We start from the raw sequence: 13,478 nt of genomic DNA, 5'->3' as shown, positions 1-13,478 counted from the left end.
TTCATCGGCAGGAATGGTCATTATATCAAACTGCTTATTAAGCAGACAAAAATATGTCTTCTTAATTTGGTCATTAAAGAGAGGATGAATCGATTATGACTCTTAAAGGAAAAATGGCAGTAGCAACTTTTTCCAGACGTGATGGATTGAGGAGCCCTGATTTACATAATTTTTTTATATCGCTAGTCGTTGCTTGCTTAATCTTTTTCTTTCAATTTAATAGTGATTTCTTGTCCCTTTTTAAAATTAGCATCTTTTATTTAATTGTTTAATTTCTGATGCAATCCTTGTCTTTTCATCATTAAGAGTACGTAATTTTCGTTAAAATTATCATGTTTTTGAATTTGTTCGATTTGTTCCCGCATGGCTTGATAGGTGTCTACAGTGCCATGAGGATTAATAGAATTCGGCGGCATTTCCAACTCCAACCCCATCGCTTTAAAGTGCTCTCCCATTTCCAGCATCAGTTTATAAAAATCATCATTAATGCTCATTATTAGTCTCCAGAATTTAATACCATTGCGGTTGTAGTGCGATTAGGAATAAAAATCAAGTTTTGCTAAACCCATTTTTCTGAGCAATCCATTTAGCAAAATAAATAGAAGCAAGAAGACTTATAAAAAAAACAGAAATAAAAGGAACAACATGCGATAGTGTCGCTAAGCTCGTGATTGATTTTAGCCATCCATGGCTGAAATCGACTCGCAAACGCGACAAGTATGCCTCCGGCGGCCCTGGCCGTCCTGTGTCCGCTTGTTTTTTCACCCCATTCGGGGTTCAAAAACAACGCTACCCCAATGACTGACGCCTTTTCGGATGCCTTATATTTTGCCTGCGGCAAAACATCCGGCTCTAAGGCTACCAGGGACTACCAGCCTCGCTCGTTCCTCGCTTCCTTGGCTGGCAGCGATTGTTTCGTAGACAATGTTTGCCTATAATTCTCTCCTGACTCTAACAATAATAAGGTACTCTCAAATGAAAAAATGGATATTGCTGGCAGCAAGCAGTGTTTTTATAATGAATGCGTATGCCAATGATAATAAAATGTATTGTGATTATAAAGACTACTTCCATTTAAGTGATCAGTCACACCCAGGTATTTATGTTGTTAGTGGTTTTAGTGAGCAGGATGTTATTTTACAAATAGTAGGACCACGTAGTTTCATTATAAGAGATTCCTATTTCTGCCGCTCAGGTTATGCTCATGTTACAGTTGCTTATGACCAAGAACATTGGTGCGTACTGGATATTAAGGACGGCCCTTTTATGAACCACCCATCTGTTAGTGCTTCTTGTAACGGTATGCGTTATGTCAATACCACCTACGATGGCCTTGGCAGCTATTCTTATTCTATAAACATGGATTAAGATTTAATCTGCAACAAAGTTCTTGCAGGTCGCTAACATATTTAGTTGGGCGAAAGCCCAACAATTACTCCTTGACGTCCTAATTTGCCTCTGCAGTTTTGCTCCTCTGAAATCTAAAATCCGTATCATTTGATGACTATATATTTTTTGCCCTTTATTTATTATGATTTAATTCGTACTCAACAAAGGGAGATTGTTGTATGCTGTCCGATGAAGCAATTAATGAATTACTGGACGAACCACCTACGTATGATTCAGTTTTTGACACCCCTGAGTCAATAGAGCTTGAGGTCAATGCATGTCTTCAAAAAGAAATTGAATTATTAAAAAGAGATAATGAGCAATTAAACATCAGTAACTCTGTTTTGAGACAGCAACTTAAATTAATAAAAGAACAACTTACTTTAACAGAAGAAAGTAAGCAGCTGTTAAATACAAATGTCACCCTCCTCCAAAAAAATAATATCCTCTTGCAAAATGAGAACTCTTCCTTAGCTGATTGGTTGAATAAAACAGCTGCAAAAGAAGAGCAGACCCTACTCTATACAGATGCATTAGAGTCATGTGCCATCACAATAGCAGAAACTCCCGAAATTAATTTTCTGCATCTTAAGATGAAAGAGTTGGAGCTTTGCTTACAACAACAAACTGGAGAGATTTCTGTCGAAATAGAAAAACAAGTTAATGAAAAAACCCTGCTGGTTCAAGAAAATATATTTGAGCTCTTTAATCAACTGTTGGACGGAGACGTTTTTTCGAACTTAACCAGCGAGCTTGAAGTAAAATTCACTGAAATTATCCAGAAAGAGCAAGAGACATTACATGCTGAACTAGAAGAAAGAATGCCTCTTCAGGATGAATTAACCCAGGAATATTTGGAAGGCAAAACAAAAAAGCTGGCTGAGCTTAAAAAAATTCAAGGCGATGAGAAAACCAGGTTATTTTATAATACGAGCTATACCGTCTTTTGGGCAAAAGTAACTGGATTTCTATCAGTATTTAGTGGATTGGTTGAAAAAAAGGCAGGTTTTGCGGATAAAACGGTGGAGCTTTCCTCTTCTCTAATAGGCGGCCTTTTGGGGAGCGTACCGTTTGCTGGACCGTTACTCGATACCATTACCTCTTTCGCCTTAAAAGAAGCAGGTGGAGCCGTTATAGGGTATTTTGAAAATAAAAAAGCGGAACACCTTTTAGAAGTAATCCAAAATCCAGATCATGCCAAAAAAGCGGCTGAATTATTTGCTCGATCCCTAACGCTACGTTATCAGGTGGACATTCAAACCTGGGATGTTAAAAATATTAAATCCACAGCAACCCTGTATAGCAATCAAATATATGACTTATCAATTAAAGGTAAAATATATGAGTGCAGGGATAATCCTGTTGACGATAAAATTACGACTTTTCTTGCGGCATTAAAAGAAATAGCTAGCAAAGAGATATCTTGTGAAATTTCCACCCGAAAATCCAGATTACACAATGCTCAACCATCACTTAAAACCAGTGTACATGAGGGTACTAAAACTATTCGTCAAACAATGGCCAAAACGGAGCATCTAGTAGTCTGTGCATCAATTGCCATGAACAGAGTAACGAGGCAAAACTCAGGTCTTTTGGAGGAATCATCCCTAAATGCAAAACAAATTGAAGAACTTAGCTCAAAAGTATTTTTGTTAGAAACCGAAGTCAGAAAAAAGGACGAAGAGACTAAATTATTGAGGCAGGATTTATCTGCGTTGAAAGATACTATCGCTCATTGCTTAACCCCTCCCTCGAAAGCAACCACTCATGTCGCACCATTAAAAAAACCCACAAAAAAGGGGATGGCTTCATTTTTCTCTAAAAAAACAGCACCTGATGAAACGGATATTCATCAGGTCGACATTAGTGCCGTCAAACTAAGGTGCTGACCTATTCTGTTAAGATCCGCAGGGCAAGAGCTAACGCCTCTTAATTCCCAAAGCAGACATCACTGCACGTGTCATGTCTCGGATCACTTGCCGCACAATTTGGCGGAACAAAGTGTTTTTAGTCACGACACTAATTATAGAGGGCTCATTTGAGCTCTTTTGATTTGCCTTGGTTGATGGCTGTGATTCCGCTTTAGCAGATTTTTGAGCAGCTAAAACGTCTTTGGCAGAAGGGCGTTCCTGTCTTTGACTATAGCGTGGATAAAGAGCAGATGAGCCAATAACTTGCGCTAACTCCTGTTCTGTCAAAACACCCATTCTTGATTCCGGCGCCCTTATCATGCATTGGATTAAAGGAGTAGGTTGTCCTTTACCATCTAATCCACTGACTAAAGCCTCGCCTATACCTAGAGCGGTTAATAATTGTTCTGTTTGATAATGAGTCGATGGTGGGAAGTTCTGAGCCACCAGTTTCATGGCCTTTCGGTCTTTTGCCGTAAACGCACGTAAGGCATGTTGTATTTTTAATCCTAACTGACTAAGAATATTCTCAGGAATATCATTAGGGGTTTGTGTACAAAAAATTAAGCCAATACCCTTAGAACGAATCAATTTTACCATAGTATCCAATAACCCCAATAAAGCCTTGCTCGCATTAGAAAAAATCAAATGGGCTTCATCGATAAATAGAACCAATTTCGGCTTTTCAGGATCGCCTGACTCTGGCATTTTTGCAAAAAGATCAGATAATAATTTCAACATGAACGTAGAAAATAATTTAGGCTTATCCTGCATATCTAATAATCGCAAAATAGAAATAACCCCCAGCCCCTGGCTATTAATTTTTATTAAATCCATTACGTCAAACGCCGGCTCTCCAAAAAACTCATCTCCGCCTTGAGCTTCCAACTCTAAAATTTTACGCATGATTGTGCCAACAGAAGAGGATGCCAAACTACCAAATCGAGCTTCTATTTTCTCTTTTCCCTCATCAGTTTGCAGATACTGTAATAAACTCCTGACATCGGTCAAAGTAATTAAAGGTAATTTAGTTTCTTTTGCGTATTCAAAAAGGACTGTTATAGCTCCCTCCTGAGTCTCATTTAGCCCTAACATACGCGAAAATAATATCGAGCCAAAAGCAAATACGGTGGAGCGAAGAGGCACTCCAGGATGAGCGTCATTTAAAGTTAGAAATTCAACAGGAAAACTTCGAGGGCTAAAAGTCAGATTTAAAGATTTAGCTCGTGCCTCGATTGCTTCATTTGCCTCGCCTGGCATGGCCAACCCTGATACATCCCCTTTAATATCCATGACTAAACTAGGTACACCCGCTAATGAAAGTTGTTCGCTTAAAACCTGGATGGTTTTTGTTTTACCACTACCTGTAGCTCCAGCAATCAAGCCATGTCTATTGAACGACTTTAAAACCAAATTAACAGGTGCATCGGCAATCAACTGATCTTTGACTATAATTCCACCGACTAATAAAGAGGGAAAACTACCTACATGGTAGGGAATACGCAGGTCGTCATACATGAGTAATATCCTTGTAAACCAAATATGTTAAGTATAATCCAAAAATCACAACTCGCCTGAACGATATATTTAAATGCAATTTGGACAAATGCCATAAATATTTAGCGCGTGATCTGTCATTTTAAAATGCGCACGCTCTGCAATTATTTTTTGTCTTAACTCGATTATCTCATCAACGAACTCTTCAACACGCCCGCATTTGACACACACCAAATGGTCATGATGCTCGCCTTGACTCAACTCGAAAACGGAGTGACCGCCTTCAAAGTTATGGCGTGAAACTAATCCTGCCGCTTCAAATTGAGTCAGTACTCGATAAACGGTAGCTAAACCTACATCCTCACCAGTTTCCAATAATGATTTATAAACACCCTCCGCACTTAAATGGTGATTAGGGGACTGTTCTAAAATTTGCAAAACCTTAAGTCGTGGTAAAGTAATTTTTAATCCGGCATTTTTTAACTGCTTACTTTCTTCCACTGGACACTCCTTAACAGAAATGAATTTGACCTGCTTGCAGGTGTCTTTCAATAAATGGCATGTTATTATGGCGAAATTTTTCACTGTAGGCAAAACAATGCGAATAATTACCCTGCTTTTAAGTATCATCATAACATTAACATTAACTCAATGCGTTTCTTATGATTTTTCGAGACGAATCGCTCAACAAGGAAATTTACTAACCCAAGAAAAAACTGCGCGTTTAAAAGTCGGAATGAGTAAAGAAGACGCAGCAATCTTAATGGGTAGCAGCATTATGAGTCCGACATTCAATAACGACCGCTGGGATTATGCTTACACATGGCGCAGGGGAAGCGGGCCTATGGAAATCCGCAACGCCAGTTTATATTTTGTTAGAGGTTCTTTAGCACGTATAGAACATAACCCCTAACTAATATTATATTTCGTAAGGTTAATTTACGTTTATCATTAATTGATTAACCTTACGAGATAAAACAAGTCAAACTGTTTTCCTGGCGGTTTATCTGCTAGGACTCACTAAATAAATTCTTTTTCTGACAAATGAGCAGAGAGATCCTGCACTACTTCTGATTCTCTTTGAGTTTTAGGTGCTGACCTGGTATAAAAAAGTCATATAATCCATAACCTATAACTGTGACTAGCAACGCCGGCAGTTACTAGTGTCTCTTCTACAGAGCTAGTTCCAAGATCATATTGTTCTTGTGACATTGCTATACCAATCACCGTAGCGACCAGAGCGGTTGTACTTAGCATTAATGCTCCTACTCTTATAAAAAATTATAATTTAGCGAAGCGGTCTACTGATTGGGACATCATCTAACAAGGATTAGATATGAAATCAATCGCATTGAAGATCGGTATGAAATTGGTGGCAGATTATCGCTTTAAACGGGCTCGTTGACGCCTTTTCTCTTTAGGATCCAAGACCAGAAATCGATATATCTCAACTCTATCTCCTTCTTTGAGTACGGTATCCAAGGACACTTGCTTTGCGTAAATACCGACCGAAAGCTTTTTGGTTTCAGGATATAAATCGTATATTCCTGATTGAATTAATGCCTCGGAAACTGTTGAGCCCTGTTTTAAATCCATCCTGACTTGCAAGGTGGTTCCATGCTTGGGTACATAGACTAGTTCAATTTTTACCATATACAGTTACAGCCCTATCACAAAATGCATCAACCATTTTATCTGTTACCTGATCAAACACAGGCCCCAGAAGCATAGAAAATATTTTTCCAGCAAACTCGAACTCCAGGTCAAAAGAAATCTTACATCCTCCACCCACTTCATCAAAACGCCAAAATCCTTCCAAATGACTAAATGGACCATCAACCAGGCGAATTTCGATCATTTTATTCGCCTGGAGCAAATTACGAGTAGTAAAGGATTTGCACATGCCGGCAGCTCCAATGACCAGAGTAGCCTGAACTTCATCTCCATTTCTATGATGCACTTTACTTTCAGAGCAATAGGGTAAGAATTCAGCATAGTGTTCAACTTCATTCACTAAACCATACATTTGCTCACATGAATATGTTACAATTCGTGATCGTTTTACTATAGTCATTGCATAACTCCCAGAACCTGCGTACTGAGCCAAAGACCAAGATCTTTTATTTCTTCAAAACAAATGGAATGTTCCATTGGATATTGATGGTAGGATAAATACTCATATCCCCTGTCTAATAACCAATCCTTGCTCTGTTGCGTCCACTTCGGCAGAACAAGTGGATCAAATTGTCCAGCACCTATAAAAAATGGCGTTTTGGTATCTAAAACAGGAGTAGTCTCACCTGCAAGGGGTAAATAACCAGACAAAGCAATCACACCGCCCAATCGGCCTTGCGTATGAAGGCCTGTATGAATAGCCATAGCCCCTCCCTGAGAAAATCCTGCCAGAATAATTTGCTCCAATCCAAAGCCATCATTTAATTGAGATTCAATCACTTGGCGAATTAATACTTCCGATTGCTCTATTCCTTGTTTATCTTCCCTGTCTACCAATTCCATTCCTGAAATATCATACCATGCAGGCATGACCATTCCTCCGTTTAAGGTAACAGGTCGTGATGGGGCATCAATAAATACATGTCGTAAAGTTACATCATTGACCATCAATTGATCGGCTAAGCCGGCCATATCAGAAGCATCAGCACCTAATCCATGCATCCAGATAACGCATGCTTGTGCCTGCTCTTGTGGTTCTTTCATATAAACGCTCAAGGCTGGGTCTCCACAAAAAAAAACAAATTATCGCCAATGCGAGAGAGCAGTGCAAGTTTCGTATCGAAACATTTAGTAAATTTTTGTCGTAATGATTAAATAAATCTAAAAGCATAATTACTCTGCACTTTAGTATACGTTATACAGTGCTCACGAATAACGCCAACCAAACAAATGCGCAGTTTATTGTCTTAATTCTTATCGGGTTGATTATTAAAAATAACAAAATTATGGTATAATCTCTCTCTTAAGCACTAACACACTTGGGTATTTAGTAATAATGGTTTGAGTATTTTTCAAAAAAGCATTCAATCCTATTGACCATATACCTTAGCCTTATGAGTTTTTACCCATGCTAGATGACATCATTAAAGACCTTGCCCTACAAAACTGTTTCACAGAGATTGACAAGGCTGAGTGGCATAAATTAAGCCATGCTTTCGCGAAAGAACCTGATGAGTTAAAACGTACTGTCTTTATTAGAGCTCTTTCTGCTCACAGCGGGGTACCCATTGTACAAGTTCAGGCAGCTTTTGCTTCGCTAAATAATAATTTTTTATCCCGTGCAGAACAAGAACAAATACATACCCGCCTTCAAAAAGCACAAGGAACCACCACATTAAAAATCAATGATTTTCAACAACACCAGATTTTCAAAAACATGGACTTGGACAGCTTATCCATTTCAAGAGCCCAATGGAATACACTAATTACCCGATTCGAACAACAACACAGAGCACATGTTACTCAGAGTTTTTTTCTATCCACATTAAGTGCTATTAAAAAAACCAGCGTTGACAATTTAAACGCCGCCTTAAGTAGGGAGCAGCCTGCTCGTAAAAGCAAAAGAAAACATCCTGAAGATAAGGAAATATCTAGTAAACGAGTTTTCCATCCCTACAGAGAGGATTTCGGTGTCAATCCCTTAATTTTCCAAAGCCTTACTAAAAATCTTGATTTAGAAGATAAACTCGAGGCCACCGGAGTCAGAGTTGTCCCCCCCTTATCTCCAGCAACTCCAGAAAGAGGTTATCCTATTGTCAAGCAGACTCCTGGTGGAACTAAAGTAAGACCTGTTTTCACAACAGCTCGGTGCACTTTATTTACACACTTGACCCCGATCAAATGTAGAGTGAATATTCAAGACGTATCACAAGAGCAGATTGCTGAAAACCTCCCTCGATTACGAATTGGCAGAGCTGAACCTGTAAAATATATTGCAAACCTGGAATCTATTCTCGAGCGCTCTGGGATGGTGAGAAGACAAACGCAACGCGCAGTAGCAGGTGCTAGTGCTGCAGATGTATTCAGAGCACATGGAATAGCCATTATTCCCGCTCACAGCCGTTTTAAACATTGGGCACATCTCATTGCTCATTTTCTTGCCGAACCGCAGGACATTCTTACTAAAGACCCTGAGCAAGAAGTTATTAATTTGATCCCTTCTACTGCTGAAGCAAATTATAATACCCTTGAAGCAATTGAGCTATTTATCAAAGACAAACTCATGGACGAAATAACGGATCAAATCCATATTCATGTGCAACCAATCTACAGTGAAGAACGTTTAATTCCGGACTCTCTGGTTTACACTCTTGACTGGATTGAATGTGATTTAAATGGGGAATATGAAAAACATAACGAAGTCTTTTTCATTAACCCACAATCTCACTTCCGTCTTACCAAAAGCATGCATCAATCCATTGCCCTGTTACGAGAAGCAGGGGACATAGCTTCATCTACTGAAATGGATGCTGATGAGCATAATGCCAACAATTTAATGCGCATCAAGCCATAAAGTTTATCTCAATTGCCGGGCAATTCTTAGCTGTATTAATACAGCTAAGAATTGCTTTTTCCAGATTAAATTTCATATAATTAAATTTTAACCCTTGGCTAATCTTAATGAAATCTGTTTGCTGCGTTTTTCTTGCCTCTTTAACTTTTTTATTTTTATCTTCATGTGGCCAAAAAGGCCCTTTATATCTTCCTTCACCTGGAAAAACCGTCCCTGCCAAAGCACCATAATATTTATTACTGGTATGAATAGTGAATAGGAAGAGAGAGCAAAGATGAACATACGATTTACAAAAATGCATGGTTTAGGTAATGACTTTATGGTTGTTGACGGCATTAACCAAAATATAAACCTAACCTCGGAGAAAATAGCTCATCTTGCCAAACGCAACACTGGAATTGGCTTTGATCAATGCCTGCTCATTGAGCGCAGTGTTAAAGGCGAGATTGATTTTAATTACCGAATCTTTAATGCAGACGGCCAGGAAGTTGGCCAATGTGGAAACGGGGCTCGTTGTTTGGCATTATTTGTCAAACATTATGGCTTAACCACAAAAAATCAATTAACTATTGCCACTAAAACCACTCAGATGGATTTAAAGATTAATAACAATAACAGCGTAAGTGTAGATATGGGTACTCCTGAGCTACAGCCAGTAAATATTCCTTTTCTGGCAGAAAAGCGACTACCAGAATATGTTCTCGAACTACCTGCTGGTAAAACCGTTTCAATGCACGCCATCAGTGTAGGTAACCCACATGCTGTATTATTAGTATCCGATATAACCACAGCACCAGTGGACGTTTGGGGGCCACAAATTAGTCGCCACCCCCGATTTCCCGAACAAACCAATACTGGTTTCATGCAAATAATTAATAGTCATCAAATCAAACTACGTGTCTACGAACGAGGGTGTGGAGAGACACTGGCTTGTGGAAGCGGTGCTGTTGCAGCTGCTGCAATCGGTCATTTATACCACCGCCTCGCCAATAAAATTACCGTAAGCTTACCGGGTGGTGATCTAGTCATTGATTGGCCAGAAATCAATGGTTCAATCAGATTAACCGGACCTGCCACCTTTGTTTATGAAGGAACTCTGCTTTTATAGCTGTTTGACAAAATTAAAACAACTATTGAGTTTTTTTTTCAAACCGTTATTCTGATTACAGCTAATTCTTATTTTTTTTCCTTGTTCGACAGTAGACTTATAACGAGACAACTAAAAAATAAGTGCAGGGGTAAAAAACTTTTCAGGATGAAGAGTAGATAAGAACTTCTGCTAAGTCATGGTCAAGGAGGATCACGTGATTAATTTTGTTTATCCAATATCAAACAAGAGAGTAACTCCCTGCCAGACCTGTTTTCCCCCTTATTAACTTTAGCTGGCTGGAGAATTCTATGACAAAAGGTTCACTGCAGGATTTTGAATTACTAAAAGCAGCAATGGGAAATAAAGTTTATCTAAGAAATATTATTGAGGATGAAAAAAATCAATTAGACTTCCTTATTATGCTGGGCAACAATAAGTTAACCTGTCAACAGATACTTGAGCTTATGACGCTCACCCGAAATGAACAGGTTCGATCGTTATTAATTATTCATTTATTAAGTCAACAAGAATATCTGACGAGCTTAAAGGGAGAGTCGGTTTTAGCTCGATTGGCCAACGCCGAGAGGTTCATCCCTTCACGCTTAAATGCCTTAGTTCATCAATTAGACATAACAATATTGTCTGAAACGGTAATTGATAAATTACCCCCCGAAACAGCAGTGAGTATTCTTTGCTCGGTTCCCCATTTTCACCAGTTAAGCGAAGAGCAGGTCAACAACTTAATTAAAAAATACCCCTATCCTCAGGTAATTCTTTATTGGTTAAATCATTACTCCTCTATGCCTAATGCCTCTTTCACTCTCGCTCATTTGCTCAAAGTGGCTGATACTCATATCAGCACCCAATTAACCAAAATGAACAATATTAAAAGAGAGGCTATTATTACAAACATGATAAAGCATTTGGAGTTATTTGATCCTGTCCCTAAAATATTATACGAGCAAAATGAAGAAATACATCTCATTTTGGCAATTCGCCTTTTCCTTAATGGTCATCAGAATAAAACTTATGTAACTTATATTCATCGGTTAGCTAATAAACTAGTACTTCAAAATCATCAATTTTCCTTACCAGCCATTCAGGGATTACTTTCCCTGCATGGCAAACAAGAGTTTACTGAGTTAACCAATAAAACCACCTGTTTAATAAATCACTATTTAAGGACAAATGCCCAAGCTGGAGAAACAGAATTATTTTACCAGTCTGCTCGAATAAATATCGATGCCATGACGAAACGGATCCATTTAAAAGCTTGGACTCCTAAAGCAGCACTTCCAGCAAAAGGTTTTTTTGCTAACTTATTAAGTGCTAATCAACCTGACAAGGTCACTGAACAAGCAGTTCTCCCTATTATTCCCGAACATCCTTTGATTGAACAACTTGCTGAGCGTAAAAAACATACAATCGCTATTGTTTATTTTTTAATCCATTTTAATGGTGATTATTCTAGAATCACTAAACTAATTCATGCTTACTTAAGCTATTTTGTACATGAACAAGGTAAAGTAAGTCGATATCAATCTTTATATCCGCTTGCTGATTTAATAGGTAGATCTGATCTGGAGCATACGATTAGAGAGGAGATCTTCATTTCTTTTTTACGTTACCCTAACTTATATGATGAGCAAATCAGTTTGACTTTATTTTTATTTGATGCCAAACGAATCATTCAATACTTTGGCCTGAAAGGTGGGAAGCAGAACTATACCCAAGTAATAGATTTATGCACTTTGGCACTAAGCAAATTAGACCCTGATAAGCATCGGGAAATTATAAATATGGCAGCAACTGCTCGCTCCGAAGCCAGGCTTGAACTAAGCTTCAATGAAGGTAATGGTTTTTTTGCATCTTTATTCATGCATTTAAAGCGATGCTGGGTCTCAGGGTGGAGCGGTTTTTTTTCCCCCAACTTACCTGTTTACGTTGCTCCAGTGTCATCGCATGGCGGACAAAATCAAGTTGCTGAAACCAACCAGGCTGTGCAATCATTGCCCTATAAAACCGAACCGAATTTACAGCGTTTATTAAACGAAATGAGATCACCATTAACACTAGAAAGTCTCGATGAATTAATAGAAGCGCTTAATCTTTTTTCATTAAAAGAAAAATCAAATAATGAGCTTGAGATTAGACAAAAAGTACAGGTTTTGTTTCATAAGCTGATTAGTAACAACAAAAAAAACAGAGAAATTACTGACTGGATAATTAATAATCAACATCATGTGACTGTTAATTGCTATCGCTTATTAGAATTAACGTTGATCAACGGCCCTCAATCAGCAGTTGCCTCTTTATTAACAAAAATCAATGAAGATTCGTCTCACTTCCAACACATTACTCTTGAACTGACCGATGTCTTCCCTGAGCAGCAAGAGGAAAAAACTACAACACTGACTATTCCGCCGGTTATTGAGTCAACTCTTTTAGAAACCACTTCGGAGTTGGCATACAGTGCAATAAATTGGGCTAAAGACGGACTGGGAACTTTTTTTAATCCCCACAGTAGTCCTTTAACCCAGAGTTCTTCCAAGGAAACCGGTACGACGGAATTGGTTGTTTAATATCAAAAAGGCTGCTTACAACTTGAATGGAAAACCAAATCAAATTGAACCATCCAGAGAAGTGATGGTTCAAATCCCTATCACATCAATGGAAGACTCTTCCTTGATGTTTCTTTAAAAATGAACCTACAATCAAACAATCAACTTTTTGTTGCTGGTAAGTTAATGGAAGAAAATAGGCAGTTTTTCAGGATTAAAAATACTTGCTAAAGTAGCTGAGAACACTTTAGATGTTATTGATATATCAGCAACCGGTGTTTTAATAAAAAAAATCAGTATCTAACAAAACATAGGCTACTGGAATTAACGATCCATAACTTCTTAATGAATATTAGCTATGAAATTTTAAAAGAAGAGGAATACACCATGGTCCTGATTTTCAAAAAGGACGAGGAGAGGGATAAGCTGTTGTTGGTACTAAAAAATTTAAGAAATGAACAAAATATGACCTCTGAGTAAATTATTACCCTGTTCAACATTAT

16 protein-coding genes are annotated in these 13,478 nt (G+C 38.3%); 8 read left to right on the top strand and 8 right to left on the bottom strand.

Annotated elements, in window-relative coordinates:
• Positions 1-260: 260 nt before the first annotated feature.
• Both HRS36_RS02115 and HRS36_RS02110 read right to left on the bottom strand, forming a co-directional pair.
• Positions 261-494, bottom strand: a complete 234-nt coding sequence (locus HRS36_RS02115; protein WP_173236041.1) for a hypothetical protein — start codon at positions 492-494, stop codon at positions 261-263.
• A 55-nt stretch (positions 495-549) separates the two neighbouring features.
• Positions 550-717, bottom strand: a complete 168-nt coding sequence (locus HRS36_RS02110; RefSeq protein WP_173236040.1) for a hypothetical protein — start codon at positions 715-717, stop codon at positions 550-552.
• Between the two features lie 258 nt (positions 718-975).
• On the opposite strand from HRS36_RS02110, the gene HRS36_RS02105 reads away from it, so the two are divergent.
• The gene (locus HRS36_RS02105) at positions 976-1,368 is read left to right on the top strand and encodes a hypothetical protein (RefSeq protein ID WP_173236039.1); all 393 of its coding nucleotides are present in this window, start codon (positions 976-978) and stop codon (positions 1,366-1,368) included.
• 200 nt (positions 1,369-1,568) lie between these two features.
• Entirely contained in the window at positions 1,569-3,278 is a 1,710-nt protein-coding gene (locus HRS36_RS02100; RefSeq protein ID WP_173236038.1) for a hypothetical protein, read from the top strand.
• Positions 3,279-3,308: 30 nt separating this feature from the next.
• Here HRS36_RS02100 and HRS36_RS02095 read toward each other — a convergent pair whose 3' ends face one another.
• Both HRS36_RS02095 and fur read right to left on the bottom strand, forming a co-directional pair.
• On the bottom strand, positions 3,309-4,817 hold the full coding sequence (locus HRS36_RS02095) for a helicase HerA-like domain-containing protein (protein WP_173236037.1): 1,509 nt from the start codon (positions 4,815-4,817) through the stop codon (positions 3,309-3,311).
• A 69-nt stretch (positions 4,818-4,886) separates the two neighbouring features.
• On the bottom strand, positions 4,887-5,297 hold the full coding sequence (gene fur, locus HRS36_RS02090) for a ferric iron uptake transcriptional regulator (protein WP_173236036.1): 411 nt from the start codon (positions 5,295-5,297) through the stop codon (positions 4,887-4,889).
• 67 nt (positions 5,298-5,364) lie between these two features.
• On the opposite strand from fur, the gene HRS36_RS02085 reads away from it, so the two are divergent.
• Positions 5,365-5,709, top strand: a complete 345-nt coding sequence (locus tag HRS36_RS02085; protein ID WP_173236035.1) for an outer membrane protein assembly factor BamE — start codon at positions 5,365-5,367, stop codon at positions 5,707-5,709.
• A gap of 200 nt (positions 5,710-5,909) precedes the next feature.
• Here HRS36_RS02085 and HRS36_RS02080 read toward each other — a convergent pair whose 3' ends face one another.
• From HRS36_RS02080 to HRS36_RS02065, 4 genes are all read right to left on the bottom strand, one after another.
• The gene (locus HRS36_RS02080; protein WP_173236034.1) at positions 5,910-6,053 is read right to left on the bottom strand and encodes a hypothetical protein; all 144 of its coding nucleotides are present in this window, start codon (positions 6,051-6,053) and stop codon (positions 5,910-5,912) included.
• Between the two features lie 123 nt (positions 6,054-6,176).
• A complete protein-coding gene (locus HRS36_RS02075) occupies positions 6,177-6,449 on the bottom strand; it encodes an RnfH family protein (protein ID WP_173236033.1) in 273 nt (90 codons plus the stop codon).
• A complete protein-coding gene (locus HRS36_RS02070) occupies positions 6,436-6,870 on the bottom strand; it encodes a type II toxin-antitoxin system RatA family toxin (RefSeq protein WP_173236032.1) in 435 nt (144 codons plus the stop codon). Before HRS36_RS02070 ends, HRS36_RS02075 begins: the two co-directional genes overlap by 14 nt.
• Positions 6,867-7,514, bottom strand: coding sequence for an alpha/beta hydrolase (locus HRS36_RS02065; RefSeq protein ID WP_173236031.1), 648 nt, complete (start codon positions 7,512-7,514; stop codon positions 6,867-6,869). The genes HRS36_RS02070 and HRS36_RS02065 overlap by 4 nt, the downstream gene beginning before the upstream one ends.
• A gap of 364 nt (positions 7,515-7,878) precedes the next feature.
• Here HRS36_RS02065 and HRS36_RS02060 point away from each other — a divergent pair, with 364 nt between their 5' ends.
• The 5 genes from HRS36_RS02060 (at position 7,879) to HRS36_RS18995 (ending at position 13,455) form a co-directional block, all read left to right on the top strand.
• A complete protein-coding gene (locus tag HRS36_RS02060) occupies positions 7,879-9,324 on the top strand; it encodes a hypothetical protein (protein ID WP_173236030.1) in 1,446 nt (481 codons plus the stop codon).
• 107 nt (positions 9,325-9,431) lie between these two features.
• Positions 9,432-9,554: an LPS translocon maturation chaperone LptM gene (gene lptM, locus HRS36_RS02055; protein ID WP_173236029.1), complete on the top strand. Its 123-nt coding sequence runs from the start codon at positions 9,432-9,434 to the stop codon at positions 9,552-9,554.
• Between the two features lie 44 nt (positions 9,555-9,598).
• Positions 9,599-10,432, top strand: a complete 834-nt coding sequence (gene dapF / locus HRS36_RS02050) for a diaminopimelate epimerase (RefSeq protein ID WP_173236028.1) — start codon at positions 9,599-9,601, stop codon at positions 10,430-10,432.
• A 290-nt stretch (positions 10,433-10,722) separates the two neighbouring features.
• Positions 10,723-12,996 carry a hypothetical protein gene (locus tag HRS36_RS02045; protein WP_173236027.1) on the top strand — a complete coding sequence of 758 codons (2,274 nt, stop codon included), beginning with the start codon at positions 10,723-10,725 and terminating at the stop codon, positions 12,994-12,996.
• 324 nt (positions 12,997-13,320) lie between these two features.
• On the top strand, positions 13,321-13,455 hold the full coding sequence (locus HRS36_RS18995) for a PilZ-like domain-containing protein (protein WP_420814312.1): 135 nt from the start codon (positions 13,321-13,323) through the stop codon (positions 13,453-13,455).
• Positions 13,456-13,478: the final 23 nt, after the last annotated feature.

This window comes from Legionella antarctica (assembly GCF_011764505.1).
Taxonomy (GTDB): Bacteria; Pseudomonadota; Gammaproteobacteria; order Legionellales; family Legionellaceae; genus Legionella; species Legionella antarctica.
Note: the sequence above shows the minus strand (reverse complement) of the source record. Positions and strands in the feature narration are given on the sequence as shown.